This window comes from Acinetobacter sp. GQ146, assembly GCF_059758585.1.
Genome location: NZ_JCAXDV010000003.1, coordinates 47,331 through 66,626 on the forward strand (window position 1 = coordinate 47,331; position 19,296 = coordinate 66,626).

The 19,296-nt window shown below is 45.1% G+C and carries 17 protein-coding genes; 8 read left to right on the forward strand and 9 right to left on the reverse strand.

The genetic code is table 11. The features are described from left to right. Positions 1-22: 22 nt before the first annotated feature. Together AC6CHI_RS06295 and asd are read left to right on the forward strand one after the other, a co-directional pair. A complete protein-coding gene (locus tag AC6CHI_RS06295) occupies positions 23-871 on the forward strand; it encodes a sulfurtransferase (RefSeq protein ID WP_498120130.1) in 849 nt (282 codons plus the stop codon). Further along, on the forward strand, positions 868-1,719 hold the full coding sequence (asd, locus tag AC6CHI_RS06300) for an archaetidylserine decarboxylase (protein WP_458891914.1): 852 nt from the start codon (positions 868-870) through the stop codon (positions 1,717-1,719). Before AC6CHI_RS06295 ends, asd begins: the two co-directional genes overlap by 4 nt. 72 nt (positions 1,720-1,791) lie before the next feature. On the opposite strand, the gene phoR is transcribed toward asd, so the two are convergent. From phoR to AC6CHI_RS06315, 3 genes are all read right to left on the reverse strand, one after another. Continuing rightward, complete coding sequence (phoR, locus tag AC6CHI_RS06305) at positions 1,792-3,150, reverse strand: phosphate regulon sensor histidine kinase PhoR (protein ID WP_498120131.1); 1,359 nt, start codon at positions 3,148-3,150, stop codon at positions 1,792-1,794. Between the two features lie 10 nt (positions 3,151-3,160). Next, positions 3,161-3,871, reverse strand: coding sequence for a phosphate regulon transcriptional regulator PhoB (gene phoB / locus AC6CHI_RS06310; RefSeq protein ID WP_016168882.1), 711 nt, complete (start codon positions 3,869-3,871; stop codon positions 3,161-3,163). 220 nt (positions 3,872-4,091) lie between these two features. Then, entirely contained in the window at positions 4,092-4,778 is a 687-nt protein-coding gene (locus AC6CHI_RS06315; protein WP_498120537.1) for a TetR/AcrR family transcriptional regulator, read from the reverse strand. Positions 4,779-4,987: 209 nt separating this feature from the next. On the opposite strand from AC6CHI_RS06315, the gene AC6CHI_RS06320 reads away from it, so the two are divergent. Next, positions 4,988-5,827: an SDR family NAD(P)-dependent oxidoreductase gene (locus AC6CHI_RS06320; RefSeq protein ID WP_458891912.1), complete on the forward strand. Its 840-nt coding sequence runs from the start codon at positions 4,988-4,990 to the stop codon at positions 5,825-5,827. Between the two features lie 51 nt (positions 5,828-5,878). On the opposite strand, the gene AC6CHI_RS06325 is transcribed toward AC6CHI_RS06320, so the two are convergent. The 5 genes from AC6CHI_RS06325 to AC6CHI_RS06345 form a co-directional block, all read right to left on the reverse strand. Further along, positions 5,879-7,252: an MATE family efflux transporter gene (locus AC6CHI_RS06325; RefSeq protein ID WP_458891911.1), complete on the reverse strand. Its 1,374-nt coding sequence runs from the start codon at positions 7,250-7,252 to the stop codon at positions 5,879-5,881. 118 nt (positions 7,253-7,370) lie between these two features. After that, positions 7,371-8,525, reverse strand: a complete 1,155-nt coding sequence (locus AC6CHI_RS06330; RefSeq protein WP_498120133.1) for a methionine aminotransferase — start codon at positions 8,523-8,525, stop codon at positions 7,371-7,373. Positions 8,526-8,611: 86 nt separating this feature from the next. After that, complete coding sequence (locus tag AC6CHI_RS06335; protein ID WP_498120134.1) at positions 8,612-9,913, reverse strand: DUF445 domain-containing protein; 1,302 nt, start codon at positions 9,911-9,913, stop codon at positions 8,612-8,614. 9 nt (positions 9,914-9,922) lie between these two features. Further along, positions 9,923-10,501: a CC0125/CC1285 family lipoprotein gene (locus tag AC6CHI_RS06340; RefSeq protein WP_458891908.1), complete on the reverse strand. Its 579-nt coding sequence runs from the start codon at positions 10,499-10,501 to the stop codon at positions 9,923-9,925. A 52-nt stretch (positions 10,502-10,553) separates the two neighbouring features. After that, on the reverse strand, positions 10,554-11,093 hold the full coding sequence (locus tag AC6CHI_RS06345; protein WP_498120136.1) for a DUF924 family protein: 540 nt from the start codon (positions 11,091-11,093) through the stop codon (positions 10,554-10,556). A gap of 316 nt (positions 11,094-11,409) precedes the next feature. Between AC6CHI_RS06345 and gshA the strand changes: the two genes are divergently transcribed. Both gshA and AC6CHI_RS06355 read left to right on the forward strand, forming a co-directional pair. Then, positions 11,410-12,987: a glutamate--cysteine ligase gene (gshA, locus tag AC6CHI_RS06350; protein WP_498120138.1), complete on the forward strand. Its 1,578-nt coding sequence runs from the start codon at positions 11,410-11,412 to the stop codon at positions 12,985-12,987. Between the two features lie 18 nt (positions 12,988-13,005). Further along, positions 13,006-13,518, forward strand: a complete 513-nt coding sequence (locus AC6CHI_RS06355) for a disulfide bond formation protein B (protein ID WP_458891905.1) — start codon at positions 13,006-13,008, stop codon at positions 13,516-13,518. Between the two features lie 58 nt (positions 13,519-13,576). On the opposite strand, the gene AC6CHI_RS06360 is transcribed toward AC6CHI_RS06355, so the two are convergent. Continuing rightward, complete coding sequence (locus tag AC6CHI_RS06360) at positions 13,577-14,908, reverse strand: PGAP1-like alpha/beta domain-containing protein (protein ID WP_498120140.1); 1,332 nt, start codon at positions 14,906-14,908, stop codon at positions 13,577-13,579. 244 nt (positions 14,909-15,152) lie between these two features. Here AC6CHI_RS06360 and AC6CHI_RS06365 point away from each other — a divergent pair, with 244 nt between their 5' ends. From AC6CHI_RS06365 to urtA, 3 genes are all read left to right on the forward strand, one after another. Beyond that, a complete protein-coding gene (locus AC6CHI_RS06365; protein WP_498120142.1) occupies positions 15,153-15,737 on the forward strand; it encodes a YqiA/YcfP family alpha/beta fold hydrolase in 585 nt (194 codons plus the stop codon). 14 nt (positions 15,738-15,751) lie between these two features. After that, positions 15,752-17,632 carry a DNA topoisomerase IV subunit B gene (parE, locus tag AC6CHI_RS06370; protein WP_458891902.1) on the forward strand — a complete coding sequence of 627 codons (1,881 nt, stop codon included), beginning with the start codon at positions 15,752-15,754 and terminating at the stop codon, positions 17,630-17,632. A 302-nt stretch (positions 17,633-17,934) separates the two neighbouring features. Then, entirely contained in the window at positions 17,935-19,218 is a 1,284-nt protein-coding gene (gene urtA / locus AC6CHI_RS06375; protein WP_498120144.1) for an urea ABC transporter substrate-binding protein, read from the forward strand. Positions 19,219-19,296: the final 78 nt, after the last annotated feature.

The following is a 19,296-nucleotide window of genomic DNA, read 5'->3' on the forward strand; positions in this document are numbered from 1 at the left end:
AGGACAAAACGTGTAAAACATCATGACGGAATCGACACTAAATTTGGGTTTATTAATTGATGTGGAAGATTTGCTTCCGCATTTAGACAATGAAAAATTACGTATCGTGGATTTAAGTCGAAGCTCAGTCTATGCCCAGCTGCATATTCCGCACGCCATTCCACTGAAGCCCGCGCAATTGCTACGCCAAGAGGAAAATGCCACAGGTTTATTGCCTGATGCTGAAGGCTTAAAACAATTAATTGCTTATCTGAATATTAGTCCTGAACATCATGTGGTGGTCTATGATGATGAAGGTGGCGCTTGGGCCGGGCGACTGATCTGGAATTTACACTGTTTGGGGTTTTATCAAACCTCATTATTAAATGGCGGCATTCATGCATGGTTGGCAGCAGGCTTGCCAACAACTTCGGAGCAGGAGCAATTCGTCCCTGAGCAGCCTTTGGTTGAGCTGAATCTGGCTGCCCAAGATCAGGTCCGAATTGAATATGCAGAATTGCTTACCTTAGTCCAGCAACAGGCAATTCAGCTTTGGGATTGTCGTACTGAAGATGAATATACGGGTTTAAGATTGGCAGCTCGACGTGGCGGTCATATTCCAAATGCACGCCATTTTGAATGGAGTACTGCCCTTGACCGTGAAAATCATTTAAAATTGTATGCTTTAGAACGCACGCAACAACGCTTAGAACAACAAGGTTTCAATTTACAAGAACCTGTGGTGGTGTACTGTCAGTCACATCATCGTTCAGGTTTGGCTTATATTCTGGGTCGTGTATTGGGTTGGAAGATTCGAGCTTATGATGGTGCGTGGAGTGAATGGGGCAATCGCCTCGATAGTCCAATTGTTACTGGAGAGTTACCGTCTTGAGCCTCACCTCACGTTTAACAAAACAATTCTTTATTCAAGCACAACGTGTTGTGCCGCAACATCAATTATCCCGTGTGGTCGGTAAGCTTGCTGCCAGTGAACATCCGTTAATTAAAAATACGGTGATTTCTGCATTTAAAGCGCAATATGGCATTGATATGTCAATTGCAGAGCAGAAAAATGCGTTGAAATATAAGTCCTTCAATGAATTTTTTACGCGTGCCTTACAAGAAGGTGTCCGTGAAATTGATATGGATGCCAGCAGTATTGTCTCTCCAGCTGATGGTGCTATTTCCCAATTGGGTCATATCGAAGCTGGTGAAGTGTTCCAAGCCAAAGGGCAAAGTTTTTCGGTTGAAAAACTGATTGCCGATCCGCAGTTGGCTGAACCGTTTAAAGAAGGTGAATTTGCCACCGTGTATTTGTCACCACGAGACTATCACCGTGTGCATATGCCATTTGCAGGCACACTGACGGAAACGCTGTATGTTCCTGGTGAATTGTTCTCTGTAAATCAAACCACGGCTGAAAATATTCCCGGTTTGTTTGCGCGCAATGAACGTATGGTGTGCTTGTTTGACACCGAATTGGGGCGTATGGCTGTGGTGTTAGTCGGGGCGATGATTGTGGCTGGGATTGAAACGGTTGCGACTGGCAAGGTAAAACCGACAGGTCGTTTAGAGTTAAACCAACACAATTTGTTCCTCGAAAAAGGCGCGGAGTTAGGCCGTTTCTATTTGGGTTCAACCGCGATTGTGTTGTTTGAACAAAATAAAATGCAGTGGGATGCGCAGTTTAAAGCCAATTCAACGGTGGTGATGGGGCAGGCGCTCGGTCATACCGTGTAATAGACGGCTTGAGATGGCTATGCTGTATAGCCATCTCAATCATCAGATTCAAAATACTATAAAAATAATCAGTTAGCTCATGTGATACAGGCGTTCTTTCGAGAACACCACTTTAAAAGTTGAGCCTTGATTTTCTTTGGATTCAATTTCTAAATGCGCGTTATGTTGCATCAGCACGTGCTTCACAATCGCCAGTCCCAGCCCTGTTCCACCTGTTTGACGGCTACGTGCACTATCGACTCGATAGAAACGTTCGGTTAAGCGCGGGAGATGTTTCGGGTCAATGCCAATACCAGTATCTTGCACAGTGAAATAACCATGTTCGCCATCATCATGCCAGCCCATGGTAATGGTGCCGCCTTTGGGGGTGTATTTGATGGCATTGGTAATCAGATTGCTAAAGGCACTGGCCAATTCGGTATCTGAACCAATCAAGTCACAATGGCTGTCAATGTCGAGATTTAAGGTATGCCCATAATCAACATTGTAGGCCTGCGCATCATCAAATAATTGATTCATTAAACTTGGCATTTCAATGATTTGATTTTTGGCAATTTGTTTATTGTTTTCTAAGCGCGACAGCAGCAGTAAATCATTGACCAGAGCATTCATGCGTTTGGTTTGCGCCTGCATTTGCTCGAAAGCACGTTTCCAGCGCGGATTTAAATCTTCCTGATCGGTAAAGGTTTCAATATAGCCACTGAGTACCGTTAATGGCGTGCGTAATTCGTGTGAAATATTATCGACAAAGTCTTTACGCATTTGTTCCAGATTATGCATACGCGTCACGTCATAGGCGACCAGTAAGCGGCTTTCACCGCCGAAACGGGTCATTTTGATTTGCACATAATGATCTTCAAATACCGAGGACTTCATTTTTATGCCATCAGGGTTTTGATCGCTTTGCTTGAAGTATTCGATAAAACTTGGCTGGCGTAAAATGGTCATGATATTACGGCCCCGATCCATCGCCTGAATCCCGAGCAGCTTTTCAGCCGCAGGGTTCCACCATTCAATCTGATGCAGTTCATCAATCAGCACCACGGCTTCAGCCAGAGCCACCAGTGAAGACTGAGCGCGATCAATCAAACCGACCATTTCGGCTTGTACAATCCGCTCTTGGCGTTGGGCACGATAAACATTAAACAGCAAAGCGCCCCAAATTCCATTTAGATTGGGGGGAATATCATAGGGACGATTGGAAATCCATTCATTGACCAGATACAAGGAACGCAGTTGAAAGGCAAAAAAAATGGTGAAGGCAGCAAAAATGCAGATCCAGAAATACCCTATACCGAGTCCTATAAAGCCCGCAATCAGCAGCAGGAATGCCAGTAAGCGTAAGTCTTGCTTGGCAAAAATCCATAAACTGCTATAACGGAATTTTTGATGTTCACGAGCCAGTTCGGGGACAGGATAGGGTTCATACATAAATTTAAAATTAACCTAAGGCTACATCTGCACGGGTAGAGAAACGGTATCCGGTACCACGTACGGTTTGAACAAAACGGTCTGCGCCATAGGGCTCTAAGACTTTGCGTAAGCGACGAATATGCACGTCAATGGTACGGTCTTCAATATAAACATTGCCCCCCCAGACTTGATCAAGCAATTGCGCACGGGTATAGGCACGTTCAGGATGGGTCATGAAGAAGGCCAACAAACGATATTCCGTTGGACCCATTTCTAGAATGTTATTGCCAAAACTCACGCGTTGGCTGACTGGGTCAAGCAATAAACCATTGGCATCAATGGTTTTTTCGCCACTCAGAGCATTGGCGCGACGCAATACGGCTTTAATGCGCGATACCAATTCACGTGTCGAAAACGGTTTGGTCATGTAGTCATCTGCACCTGCATCGAGACCTTGGACTTTATGGTCTTCTTCTCCGCGCGCAGTGAGCATAATCACAGGAATTTCAGATAAATTTTCATCGCGTTTCAGGCGACGACAGAGATCGACACCGCTGACACCACCCGGCATCATCCAGTCGAGCAGAATTAACGCTGGGCGTTGATCGACAATCATTTGATGCGCCTGTTTTGCATCTTCTGCCTGTAAGCATTGAAAGCCTGCCATATCCAAAGAGGTATGAATCATCTCTCGAATGGGAAGTTCGTCATCGACGATTAGTATGTAGTCATCTTTCACAACGCAATATCCTATTGATGATAACGGTAGGCCGTTTTTTATTTATGACAGGCTTATTACAAAGATTAATTATGACAGTATCATTGCAGAATAGGGGAGAATGCCGATTTTCGCAAAGTTTTGTGACAATTTTTAGTCGAAAACATGAACAATTTTAGACAATCTCCTTCGCTGGATACAAATCAAATTTAAATTATCGTAAAAATTAAATTGCTGTAATTTAATTTTTTTTAGTCGAAAATGAAGATAACAGTGCAATAAACACCACGCGGCAAGAGGCCAGTACATCTTCTAAAGACTGTTTAAAGCCACTGATGACCCAGCGAATCGCAATTTGTGTGACATAGCCATTTAAGCCGGTTGAAACCCATGAAATTTCACGTTCTGAGTGTGGCAGGTTCGGCATCATCAACATGACAAAAGCATGAATCATGCGATCAAAGCGCAACATGGTTTCGTGCAGGGTGGCTTGATTATGTAGCTCTTGTACCAGCATGGCATCAATATAAATAATACGCGCCATGCGCGGATTATCTCTGAGCGTACTCAACAAGGCCGTGAGTCCCGCATCTACCATTTTTTCGTGATTGCCAGAGGCTTGCATAATCGCCTGCATCACGTTGTGCTGAAGTTCATCAATCAGTTTTACAAAAATGGTTTGGAATAACTGATCGCTTTTCTTAAACGATTCGTAAAAATAACGTTCAGTCAGTTTGGCTTCATTACAGATATCTTTCACGGTTACGGCAAAAAAACCATGGGTGCCATACACCTCAATACCAGCTTCAATTAATTTTTCACGACGTGCAAGTTTGCGCTCACTCAGAGACAGCCCTTTAAACTGACGTTCTTTATTTTTCAGTGGATTTTCGTTTTTTTCTGCATCGTTGGTATTGGAGTGAGTCATAGAGGCAAAACGTAGCAAAGACGGTGTATAGTTTAACAACAATTGCCACAAATACCTAAATTTAAGCAGGCTGAAAATTACAAACCACATTTATCTGATCATTATTGACAATGGCTATTGTCAAATTTATATTGATTCAGTCAAACGCATAGACCATCAAAAAACAGTGATGGCATTGTCAGCGTCTATGCAACCCATAAGGAAACAAAATGAAAAATTTTAACAATAAAGTGGCAGCCGTCACGGGTGCGGGTTCAGGAATTGGTCAACAACTGGCACTGCTGTTAGCGCAACAGGGGTGTCATCTTTCGCTTAGTGATATTAATGAGCAAGGTTTGGCAAAAACCGTGGAACTATTGAAAGACAGTCAGGTACGAGTGACCACTAAAAAACTGGATGTGGCCGATCGTGATGCTGTGCGGGCTTGGGCTGCAGAAACTGTGCAAGATCATGGTTCCGTCAATATGATTTTCAACAATGCTGGGGTGGCATTGGGCTCGACGGTTGAAGGCGCGAGTTATGATGAGTTGGAATGGATTGTCGGGATTAATTTTTGGGGGGTGGTGTACGGCACCAAAGAGTTCTTGCCTTTGATTAAGCAAACAGGTGAGGGGCATATTATTAATATTTCCAGCTTGTTTGGTTTAACGGCACAACCAACCCAATCGGCTTACAATGCCACTAAGTTTGCGGTACGTGGTTTTACCGAATCTTTACGCCAAGAACTGGATATTGAAAACTGTGGCGTAAGTGCACTTTGTGTCCATCCCGGTGGCATCCGAACCAATATTGCCAATGATGCGCGCATGAACGACAGCTTGCGCAGTCTGGGCATGAACCCTGAGAAATCAGCACGGGCCTTTAACAAACTATTGCGGATTCCACCTGAAGAAGCCGCACGTCAAATTCTAAACGCGGTGCAGAAAGACAAACGCCGCGTGTTGATTGGGAACGATGCCAAGTCCCTAGATCTGATTCAACGCCTTTTGCCTACGGGCTATCAAAAGGTGACCGCCATGGCGACTTCGCTCAGCAAACGGTTTAAATAAACATGCTACGTGCTGAGTCTGGATTCAGCACGTTTTTCTGCGGATGCGCGATTAAATTAAGGTTTCTACCGTTTTCTTTTTCCAGATTAACTGATAATACAGGCCTTGCATGATGCAGAGGCTGACAAATGCCAAAGCATAGCCATACCAGATGCCTTTTAAGCCAAACCATTGACTAAACAAATAGGCGCACGGCACTTCAATCAGTACGATAGCGGCAATGTTAATCAGCATTGGAACATTGACCGTGCCACTGGCACGCATAATCGAAGCAAAAATCGCACTGGCACCAAAAAATAAAATGGACCACAGTACAATAAACAGCAGTTGTTGCCCCAATGCCACGACTTCAGGGTCGATAATAAACAAGGCCATTAGATATTTTGAGAATAGATAGGCCAAGATCACCAAAATGCCGGTAATGATGATATTCATACGCAGGGCGGTACGGGTAACTTTGGTGAGTAAATCGGCTTTGCCCGCACCAATCGCTTGTGCCGCAAAAATCGAGGCAGCAATGGAAATGGAAAGTGCTGGAAACTGAATGTAGTTCAGTACCTGATTGACCGCACCATAGGCCGCAGTCGCCTCAGAGCCATAGCGATTCACCATTCCGACAATCACTAAGCCTGCGACAGAGGTCGTGACCATTTGAATGCCTGTTGGAATGCCTAAGCGCAGAATAATGCGGGTCAGTTCAGGTTGATATTTGATATGACGCAGTAATTCTCGGTCAGGACGAAGTGGGTGGTGTTTTTTATTGAGATAAACCACTAAAAACAGCAGCACTGCGGCATAGCCAATAATAGTGGCAATTGCAGGTCCGATGATGCCAAGTTTGGGGAAACCCCAATAACCCGCAATTAAAACAGGGGTAATCACCAGACCAATCAGACTGGTCATGCCCAGTGCGATCAGCGGGGTAATACTGTCGCCGACCCCACGTAAAATGGAGGTATAAATAATATAGACAAACAGGAGTGGGCTACCTGCCATCATCCATTGCACATAAGGCAAAGAGAGATGCATGATTTGAGGGTCGATTCCCAATAATAATAAAATCTGCTTGGCAAAGATCACACCCAACAAGGCAATGACACTGCCACCAATCAAGGTCATAAACAGGGTGGATCCGACCACACTGCGGACTTTTTCTAGATTTTGCGCTCCCCAAGCCTGTCCAATCAGTACGGTTGAACCTGCCGATAAGCCAATGATAAAAGCCAGTAAGCAAAACAGAATGGGGAAATAGACCGAAACCGCAGCAATTGCTTCGACCCCAAGCATTTGTCCGACAAATACCGTATTAATGGTTCCTGAAAGATTTTGCAGAATATTGGTCGCGATTAAGGGCAGCAGAAACCAAAGAAAAGCTTTCCAAAAGGTATTGGCATGGATTAATGGAGCATGAGGGTCGGCAGCCATATTGGTGATTGATCATCCATCATTTTTTTATTGTGTCCTTTGCAACATAACATAAGCCACAAGGAAAAAAAGCAGCAGATCTGTTGAATTTTCACTGTGGGGAAAGCCTGAAAAATGACTAGCAATGGTTCAGAATCTCGATGGCCTGTTCTAAGGTCTGCTCGGTTTTGGCAAAGCAGAAGCGAATTAAACGTAAATCCGTGGGTGTCTGCTGATAAAATACCGAAATGGGAATGGCAACAATGCCATGCTGTTCTGCCAGAAAATGGCACATTTCAATATCATTCAGATCGGGACGAATAGCACGGTAATCCAGATTTTGGAAATAGGTTCCCTGAGAAGGGATCAGTTGAAAACGCGAGCCTGCCAGTCCTGAGATAAATAAATCGCGCTTTTTCTGATAAAAATCAGCGAGCTGCTGAATGTGCTCAGGGTGTTGCCGCATATAGTTGGCCAAGGCGGTTTGTACTGGAGTCACGCCACAGAAACTGGCAAATTGATAGACCTGACGAAAAACCCGCATCAATTCAGGTGCTGCGACACAATACCCGGTTTTCCAGCCTGTCACATGAAAGGTTTTTCCAAAGGAACCCACCACTAGACTACGTCCGCGAAGTTCAGGAAAAGATAATGCCGAGTAATGTGGCTGTCCGTCATACACCAAGTGTTCATAGACCTCATCGGAAAGCACCACGATATTACGAGTCTGAATCAGTTGAATCAGCTGCTGCCAATCTTGTTGTGACCAGATCGCGCCAGTCGGATTGTGTGGGGTATTCACAATCACCATACGGGTCTTGTCGTTGATTGCTGCTGCAACCCGATTCCAGTCGACGTGGAAGTGTGGAGCAACCAGAGGAATATGCACGGCTTTCGCACCGACTAAAGCAATGCTAGGCGCATAACTGTCATAGCTCGGATCGAACACGATCACTTCATCGCCCGCATGAACCAGAGCTTGAATTGCACTAAATATTGCGATGGTGGCGCCAGGGGTAATGGTAATTTCAGTGATGGGATCGAGTTGCAGTTGATCGCGCTGTAGAAATTGCTGTGCCACTTGCTCACGTAAGGCCAGTAAGCCATCGCCAGGTGCATACTGGTTGGAACCATATAGAGTGGCATGGCTTAAAGCTTCGACTAACGCTTGTGGCGGGGCAAAGTCGGGAAAGCCTTGTGAAAGATTCAGGGCATTTAAACGCTGCGCCATAGCGGTCATTTGGCTAAAAATCGTGACCCCTTGTGCCGGAAGTTTAGAATGAATTTTGAGCATGACCGTAGACCTGTCGCAGAATAAACAGTTTTAATTTAACATGTTGCAACCGCAGTACAAGTAGCATTTCTAGCCAGTATCACCGACTAGAGTAGATAGTCCACCGCAGCGCGAATAATTCCCAGAGCCAGTCCAATAAATGCCCCGACCACAACGCCATTGACACGAATCATGTGCAGATCGCCACCGACCTCATTTTCAATTTTGCCAATCATTTCACGCGAGTCCCATTCATGGATGCGTTCGCTGATAAAGCGGATCACTTTTTCGCTGTATTGATCGCTTAAATTTACCGCCAGACCATTCATCCGATTATTCAATAACTGGCGTACCGCTTGATTGGTCATGATATTTTCACCGACCTGCTGAATCGCCACGCGCAGGTTGGCAGCAATTCCTGAATCGGATTGCATTAAATCGGCTTTAATCGCATCACATAAAATCACCACTGCACCACGAATAAAATTCAGTACTTGCGGGCTGTCCAACAAGGCATTTTTTCCCTGATTGAGCCGTTGACTGGCAAGACTGTGGCGATCGGTGAGCTGCTGCATCAGCTCTTGTGCCGTGGTCTCGATTTGCTGCCGCCAAGGATGCTCGGGATTGGCCAGCATCGATTCCACCCGTTCAATCAGTGAATCTATGGTGCGCTGTTGCACATCAATCCCAATCCAACTGGCGCCTTTGGCCAGTTTAGACACCCCGAGTTCTTTAAATAATTTTTGTGTCAGTTCCCGGGTTTCATCGGGGTGGTTCATCATCCAGTCATGAATAAGATCCAGTCCACGTTGTAGCACATCCTGATGGAAATCATTTTCAATCACGGCACGCAGCATTTCACTGGCCAGCATATTGATGTCGGTATTGCGCACCCATTGCACACTGTTGTTTTGTATAAATCGGCCAATCTGTTCTTGCCCGACAAAGTCAAAAATCTTCGGTACGGTTTGCTGAATCACTTGCGTGACTTGGGTGTTGTTGTGTGGATTGGCTAACCATTGCCCCACGGCCAAACTCAGGTCGATATTTTTTAGGCTGCGTTCCACCACCTGTGGCGACAGGAAATTTTCCTGTACGAAGCGGCCCATGGATTCGGCAATCCGGGCTTTATTGCGTGGAATAATTTCGGTGTGATCCCGCAAAAAACTCGGAATCGGAATTTTGCCAAAAGGATTACGAAATAGTACGGTAATCGCATACCAATCTGCCAAACCGCCAACCACACCCGCTTCGGCAGAAAGCATGAAGATGTGAATTAACCAGACATATTCAGGCCAGAGTTTGGCGCAGACCATGAGCATGAGCCAAGTGAATACTGCCAGCAACAACGCAATATTAGCGAAGCGTTTACTGCGTTTTAGGCTCTCTGAACTGGTGGCAACATGCATAGTTGATTCCTAAGATGATGAAGAGGCAGGTGGGGTCGGTTGCGGTTGAATCACGTCTCCGTTCGGACTAACGCCATATTTTTGTCCGAGTGATTGTAAAATTAGGCTGGCATCAAAGGCATCACTCGGGGCTTTCTGATTGTCTTTATAACATTCAATGGTATAGGACACTTGCACCGGGTCAAGATTCACCACTTGCGGGGTATCGTAGAACGGGTCAGGCCAATAACCTGGGTAGCGGCGATAATAACCACGAGGATAATACCCATAAGGGTAAAATGAAGGGGAATGATAGACCACAGCCTGACGCGGTGGTTTCTGAGTCACATTACTTGGGTCATCCAGCACTTTAAAATAACGGAAGCCATTTTTAAGGGTGGTTTGTGCAGCTTTGACCAGTGTAATTTCCTCGGCCATGCCGTAGTTCATATTCGGATCTGCTTCAAAACTAATACGGTAGGTTTGAGCATTCATCGGGTAGGTGTTAAACCGTCCCAGCTGATCAAACGTGCGCGGTTTAGAAGGGGTAGAAGCGCAACCCACCAGCGCAAGGCTTAACAGGGTGGCGGCCAGAAACTTGGTTTTCATGGTTATTCTCCGCTGATTGCTCATGGACGGGAGAGTAAAGAGCAATCCTTCATTAAAAATGGCTATTCGGTTGAGCCAAGAATGCTAATTCTTCAACCGTGGAAGTCCGCCCTAAAACTTGATTGCGATGTGGATAACGACCAAATTGGTCAATAATGGCTTTGTGTTTTCGTTCAAATTCTAAGGCAATCGGATGAGCGAATTGTTCAAATAATCTTAACCCAAATTCATGCACCCGTTTAGACTCACTATGCATAAACGGCATGTATAAAAAATAGCGCTGTTCTGGATTCAGTTGCAAATGATGTTGCCCCAAGATTGCTTCTTGAGCCAGTCCAAGAGCCAGTGCATCTTGAGCAAAAGCAGTGGCTTGATCACGGAATATATTACGGGAGAATTGATCCAGAATAATGACTTCTGCAAGACGGCCTTCAGGCTGTTGTCGCCATGTCCAAAGTTCCCCCAAGGCTGCTTGTTGATGTATCTGAGCAAACTTTTCTGTTAGAGTTTGATCAAATTCGCTGCTTTGGGCAAACCAGTGGGGTTGGGTTTCGGGCGCATACCAAAAGTCCAAAATATCCTGATAATTCATTTTTATTACAGATCCTTAGCACTTATTCTTTCATAAAATCATATTTTTTCGGTGTCTTATAGAGTAACTTTGTGATAAAAAATTGCCGCTATAGGGTGTCTTTTTCAGATTTTTTTACATTCACCTGTTGAAGCAGAGCAATCTAACCCTTATTAATGCTAGTTATCTGATTTACTGAATCTTTTCAATAGACACCATAAATGTGGTCAATCTGCTGGAAAAATAGACAGCATGTCATGTGGTGGCATCAAATCACAGTATACTGATATAAACTGATGATTTTATTTTAGTAGTTCTTCCAATAAGCGAGATGATAATGAGTCAACCCGAATCGACCTCTCAAGCTGTGTTTCCGACTTGGGTGGATTCTTCGCTATTACAAGGGATGTTACGTGGTATAGAACGTGAAAGTTTGCGTATGCAAAGCAATGGTTTTCTATCGCAAGCAGATCATCCCAAAGCCTTGGGATCGGCATTGACCCATCCGCATATTACCACCGATTATTCTGAAGCTTTGATGGAGTTTATTACTCCACCACAAGACACGATTGCCAAAGCTTTGTCTTATTTAAAAGATATTCATGCCGTGGTTCATCAGCATTTAGAGCATGAAGAAAAACTTTGGCCCTTGTCCATGCCGTGTATGTTGGACAATGAAGAAGACAATATTCGTTTGGCTCAATATGGCAGTTCCAATATTGGCCGCTTCAAGACCTTGTATCGTCATGGTTTAGGCGTACGCTATGGTCGCCGTATGCAGACCATTTCTGGGGTACATTATAATTTATCCTTCCCAGACCACTTATTTGCAGCACTACAACAACAAGAAAGTGATGCAGATTTACGTCAACTCTCGGCGCAAGATTATCGCAGCCATCGTTATTTTGCGCTGATTCGTAATTTTATTCGTTTAACACCACTGGTGATGTTTTTACTTGGGGCCAGTCCTTCGGTATGTAAGTGTTTTATGACCGGGCGTGAACATCATTTGCTGCCGTTGTTAAAAGGCACCTTATATTTACCGTATGCGACCGCTTTACGCATGGGGCGGTTTGGTTATCAAAACTCCGCGCAGAAGCATTTGGGCATTCACTATAACGATATGCAGGGTTATTTAGCTGAGTTACAAAAAGCGGTCAAAACTCCGTATGCAGATTTTAGCCGTTTAGGGTTAAATGATGCGCAAGGTGAGCCGATCCAAATTAATGACCATGTGCTGCAAATTGAAAATGAGTACTACAGTCTGGTGCGACCAAAGCAAGTGCCGCAAGCAGGCGAAACACCTTCAGAAGCTTTAGCCAATCGCGGTGTGGGTTATGTCGAACTGCGTGCCGTGGATGTCAACCCGTATAGTCCGATCGGGATTGATGAAAACAGCGCAGGTTTTCTTGAAGTGCTGGCACTGTATTGTTTATTACTCGACAGCCCTGCGCTGTTAGATGCCGAGCAAGAGCAGATTGAAAAAAATCAAGCCGAAGTGGTGAATCGCGGGCGTGCACCGAATGCACAGATTGTTGAGGCGGGACAGCACTACGAGATTGAGGCTTGGTGCCAGAAACATTTGGATGCCATGCATCCATTAGCGGAACTGCTGGATCAGGCCAACGCAACCCAGTTGTATACGCAAGCTTTACAGGTGATGCAGCAACGTATTGATGAGGTCGATCATACCCTGTCAGCACAGGTGATTGCGGATACCCTGACCTATGGCGGGACATGGAATTTTGGTAGCGTGATGGCTCAACAACATGCGGCAGTGTATGAACAGCATCAATTAGACCCTGCAACACAGGCATATTTTGATGACTTGGTACAGACATCGCTACAACAGCAACAACAACTTGAACAAGATAACGCCATCAGTTTTGACGAGTATCTTGCACATTATCGATAAAAATTAAGAGGTTTGACCATGCAATGGAGTTTTCGCTTCGTGAGCGGGTTTTTAGTCATCGCCAGTATCGTGGGTATGGCGTTTGCGTTATATCTGGAACACGTCCAAGGTTTATCGCCATGTCCGTTATGTGTGTTCCAGCGCATTGGATTAATGGGGCTCGGCTTTATTTCTCTGGTGGCATGGATTCACAATCCGAAGGCGACCTGGGGCAAACGACTGTATGCCTTGTTGGGTAGCCTCTCGATTTTATGGTCGGCTGGAGTTGCCGCCCGTCATGTCTGGTTGCAAAACTTGCCACCTGATCAAGTGCCCAGCTGTGGCCCTGGTCTGAATTATTTGATTGATGCCTTACCGCTGAAAAGTGTCTTGCAGCAAGTGCTGACCGGTTCAGGGGAATGTGCAGTGATTGACTGGACTTTCTTGGGACAGTCTTTACCAGTGTGGTCGCTGCTGTTTTTTGTGGTGCTTGCGGTGGTCAGTCTTTGGCAGTTAGTACGCCGTTATCCAACTCAGGGTCAAGCCAAGTAATGTACTGACAGCTCAAAAGCAATCTTAAAAAAAGCCAACAGATGTTGGCTTTTTTTGCTTAGGTCATGGCAATGCCTTCAAAGTCATGTAAATCAATAATATGCTCATGGGCATGCAATTGATGATGCTGTGCTTTTTCAGGGTAAAACCAATGCACGATTTGTTCGGCGACACTGGCATGATATTGAATTTCTAAATGGTTCAAACCATAGAAAATGGCCTTATGCGATTCAGGCAGCTTTAACTGAAATCGTGGATTAGGATGTTCGCCCAAGGCACTTTTCACGCTGACCAAATAATCCCCGATCACCTTCAAGGTTTTGTTTTTCCGGTGTTCAAATTCGAGCGTGCCCGCCACCAAATACGTATTGATGTGTGAAGGCAGCGGTGCAGGTTTGCGATTGTCATCAAAGAAGCCGATGCGGGCTTCATTATGCTCCCAATCATCATCACGGACACTGCCGTAGCGTAAATCCAGAATGCCATTGCTGCGAATATTGACCAGATGGCCGACCAATTTCACAATGGGAAAACGCCCCAGTTTTTCTTGTACGGCAAAACCAAAACGTTCCAGTACTGCACCATGATGCGGGGAGCCTAAACAGACCAGATTTTCCACCATATGCAGCCACTGATGCATATTTTGTTTGCCATAAAACAAGGCACTGCGTGCCACCAGTCCGCCCATGCTGTGCCCAATAATATCCAGACTGGTAATGCGCGGATTACGCTGAATCAGGTCTTCCAGGGTATTGGCAAGGCTGCGTCCATTGGCGGATATCCGACGTCCAGTATTGTAGTTCAAGTACAACATGGTGTTGTGGTCGCGTTGTGCCAGTAACTTTTCCCCAAAGCCGCCGTTGTTGCGATTGGTCCAATCCAAATGATTCATACACAGGCCATGCACAAAAATCACCACGCGTCCCGATAAATCACCACGTTGAATTTCACCATAGTGATCATATAGCACCATCGGCAGGGCTATCGGATTATGATATTTCAGTAAGTAATCACCAATCACCCCATTTATGGCACCGACTAAAAAATGCAGGCTAGGAGTGAGCGGTTTTTCATGTAGTTTCGGATATTTTTCAATAATTTGCCGCAAACCAGGCGCCAAAAGATAATGGCCATAATTTTCCAGCATGTTCATGGTGATGCGGTTAAATTTGACGATTTGCGGTAGATTTTGTAGATATTTGAATTCTTGTTCGTCCACCCCAAAAATACTGGAAAAGATTTCCCGCTGAATGGTACGCATAAAATCCTGCACCACATTATTCAGTGGTGTGCTGAGTAATTGAGCCAAACCTTCCAGTAAGTCTGCTTGACTTGGTGGGGTTCGATCCCATTTACAGTAAGTTTCATGCAGCGGTGTTAAACTCGGCATTTATTGTTATCCTTGATGCTTTGTTTGGCTCATCTCAACGCTTTCATTTTGATTAAGATAGAGGTATAACTTTTTTCAGTTTTCATCATATCGAGTATGGCTCGAATCATTTAAAAATACCGATGAATATCACGAAAAATGCCTTATTTTGTCTAACAATTAGAGCGTTTCGACGAATTTAAAATAATCCTGAGTCAGAATGATGAAAAATGAATAAATTGAAGTTGTGCATTCAGCAAATTGTATGAATATTATTTATATCCACGGCTTTCAGAGTAGCCCACTCTCTATTAAGGCACAGCAGTTACAACAGTATTGTGCGAATGAGGCATCTCTTTGCCTTCATGTGCCAGATTTAAATCTGCCTCCTGAGCAGGCTTTAGCTCGACTGCATGATTTGTTGGCACAGTATCCAGATGTGGTGTTGATTGGCAGTAGTCTGGGGGGCTTTTATGCGACACAATTAGTCGCAACACATGGCATGCCGGCTGTTTTGATAAATCCTGCTATGCGACCATGGCAATTGTTCCGCGACTTGTTTGGACAGCAACAGCTTCCTTATCAGGTGAGTGCGACCTGGACCTTGGATGAGTCGCAATTGAATTATTTAGAGCAAATTGCCGTGTCAAATGTTCAGCAAGCAGACAAAGTGTTGGTGTTATTGCAACAAGGCGATGATGTTTTAGATTATCGTGAAGCAGAACAGTTTTATGCGTTGCAGCAACCCCGCGCGCTGGTCATGAGCGAAGCCAAGGGGAACCACGCCATGGATGATTTTGCTGCCAAAATCCCCATGATTCTAGAATTTTTTTCGTATGCCAGATTATAAGGAAATCGTACAACGTGTCTCAATATACGGCTCAATCACTTGAAGTTTTATCTGGTTTAGATCCAGTCCGTCGACGTCCTGGCATGTATACCGATACCTCGCGTCCAAACCATTTGGCGCAGGAAGTTATTGATAATGCGGTCGATGAAGCATTGGCAGGTCATGCCAACAAAATCACGGTGACGGTGTATAAAGATGGCTCATTGGCTGTGGCGGATAATGGGCGAGGCATGCCAGTCGATATTCATCCTGAATATGGGCAAAGCGGGATTGAAATTATTCTGACCAAACTGCATGCGGGCGGAAAATTCAGTACCGATAATTACCAGTTTTCTGGGGGCTTGCATGGCGTCGGGATTTCCGTTGTGAATGCCTTGTCAACGCGAGTTGAAGTTGAAGTGCAGCGTCAGGGCAATCTGTATCAAATGGCCTTTGAGCAGGGAGAACCTGTAGCCCCTCTAGCCGTGTTGGAAGGAAAAGTTGCCAAACGTGCGACCGGTACTGTAGTTCGCTTCTGGCCTGAAGCCAAATATTTTGATTCACCGAAATTTGCCTTAAAAGCGTTAAAACATAATTTAAAAGCCAAAGCGGTTTTGGCAGCGGGTCTGCAAATTATCTACATTGATGAAATCAATGATGAAAAAATCGAGTGGCAATTTGAAAATGGTCTAGTCGACTATTTGATGGATGAGCTAGAAGACCGTGAAATTGTGCCCGCAACAGCTTTTGTTGCGACAGGCGATGCTGAACGCGCCAGTGCAGAATTTGCCATTTGCTGGAATGCCGAAGGCGGGGAGCAAATTCAGGAAAGCTATGTCAACCTGATTCCAACAGCGCAGGGCGGAACCCATGTCAATGGTTTACGTTCCGGGGTAACGGATGCCTTACGCGAGTTCTGTGAACTGCGTAATTTATTACCACGTAATTTGAAACTCTCTGCGGAAGATGTCTGGGATGGAGTGAACTATATTCTGTCGCTGAAATTCCAAGAGCCGCAATTTTCTGGGCAAACCAAAGAGCGTCTTTCCAGTCGTGAAGCCGCGGGTATTGTGCAGAATATTGCCAAAGATGCGTTTGCACTGTGGCTAAATCATCATTCTGAAATTGCTATGCAACTGGCAGAAATGGCGATTTCTAAAGCAGGTCGTCGTTTAAAAGCTTCAAAAAAAGTTGAACGTAAAAAGATTGTTTCTGGACCTGCCTTACCAGGCAAACTGGCGGACTGTGTTGGTCAAACCCGTGAAGACTCGGAATTGTTTATTGTCGAAGGGGATTCTGCGGGCGGTTCAGCCAAGCAAGCGCGTGATAAAAATTTCCAAGCCATCATGCCGATTCGTGGCAAGATTTTAAATACGTGGGAAGTCTCTTCGGATGAAGTACTGGCTTCGCAGGAAGTCCACGATATTGCGATTGCCATTGGCGTCGACCCGGGCAGTGATGATTTGTCAGAACTGCGCTACGGTAAAATTTGTATTTTGGCGGATGCCGACTCGGATGGTTTACATATTGCGACTTTATTGTGCGCGCTGTTTGTCAAACATTTCCCGACCTTGGTGGAAGAGGGGCATCTTTATGTGGCAATGCCACCACTGTTCCGGATTGATGATGGCAAAGACGTGCATTATGCGCTGGATGAAGATGAACTTGAGTCGATTTTAAAGAAAGCTAAAACCAAGAATCCGCAAATTACCCGCTTTAAAGGTTTGGGTGAAATGAACGCCAGCCAGTTGCGTGAAACCACGATGGATCCGAATACCCGTCGTTTGGTGCAGTTAGATCTGGATGACAGTCATTTGACCGCGGCATTGCTAGATAAGTTATTGGCCAAGAAGCGCTCGGGTGACCGTAAGCACTGGTTAGAGCAAAAAGGCAATCTGGCGGATATTCCGGTTTAATCCGAGTCCAACACTATTTTGAAGTCACCTATTGCATGTGCAGCAGGTGACTTTTTTAGTGCAGAACTTTTTCATGCGCTGCACTTTATTGTGCAAACAGGTATGTGTTGAGGGCTCTACACTGCTGAATAATGCACCATTCTGAACCCCAGAATTCTGGTTGCGTATGCAATGATGTATACAAGATTTTATGATGAAATAATGAAAATATCTAAAAAAACAATAACTTAAATTATTGGCATGAAAATTGAATACTCTGAGCAGAGATAACCAAAAACAGAAAATGCTTGGAGAACTTCAGAATGTTCCAACAAAAATTATTCAGCAAAACTTTACTTGTGGCAGCCATGGCGGGGAGTATGGCATTAACAGGCTGTTCAAAACCTGTAGAAAAAACAGAAACAGCGGCATCAGAAACCGCAGCGCCAGCAGCCAGTGGGGACACCATCAAAGTTGGCATTTTACATTCATTATCCGGAACCATGGCGATTTCAGAAACGTCATTAAAAGACACGGCATTAATGACCATTAATGAAATTAATGCCAATGGCGGCGTGTTGGGCAAAAAATTGGAACCTGTGGTGGTTGATCCTGCATCGGACTGGCCATTATTTGCCGAAAAAGCCCGTCAACTGATAACTCAGGACAAAGTGGCAGTGATTTTTGGTTGCTGGACATCGGTGTCGCGTAAATCGGTACTGCCTGTAGTGGAAGAGTTAAATGGGCTGTTGTTCTATCCTGTGCAATATGAAGGACAGGAACAGTCCAAGAATATTTTCTATACCGGCGCTGCACCAAATCAGCAAGCCATTCCAGCGGTTGAATATTTAATGAGTGAAGAAGGCGGCAAAGCCGAGCGCTTTGTGCTGCTGGGGACGGATTATGTTTACCCACGGACCACCAATAAAATTCTCCGTGCCTTCTTAAAGTCGAAAGGCATTGCCGATGCCGACATTATGGAAGAGTACACCCCATTTGGTCATAGCAACTATCAAACCATTGTGGGCAATATCAAAAAATTTGCCGCAGGCAAAAAAACCGCGGTAATTTCAACCATTAATGGTGACTCGAATGTACCGTTCTACCGTGAATTGGGCAATCAGGGCATTAAAGCATCCGATATTCCAGTCATGGCGTTCTCGGTAGGTGAAGAAGAATTACGCGGCATTGACACCAAACCGTTGCTGGGGCATTTGGCGGCATGGAACTACTTCATGTCGGTGAAAAACCCGAAAAACACTGAATTTGTGAACAAGATGAAGCAGTACGCAGTGCAATACAAACTGCCAAATGCGGATAAATTGGTGACCAATGACCCAATGGAAGCGACTTATGTCGGCATCAACATGTGGAAGCAAGCAGTTGAAAAAGCAGGGAGCACAGACGTAGATAAAGTCCGTGAGGCCATGGCGGGTCAGACTTTCGCGGCGCCGTCGGGCTATACCCTAAAAATGGATGAGAGCAATCACCACTTACATAAGCCAGTCATGATTGGCGAGATTCGTGCTGATGGTCAATTTGATGTGGTGTATAAAACGGCCAATACCATTAAAGCGGAGCCTTGGAGCCCGTACATTCCAAAATAATTCCCCCTCACCTACTGCTGCGGCAGTAGGTCATTTCCTTTCATTCATCCCGAAGACAGACCATTTGACTTGTTATGG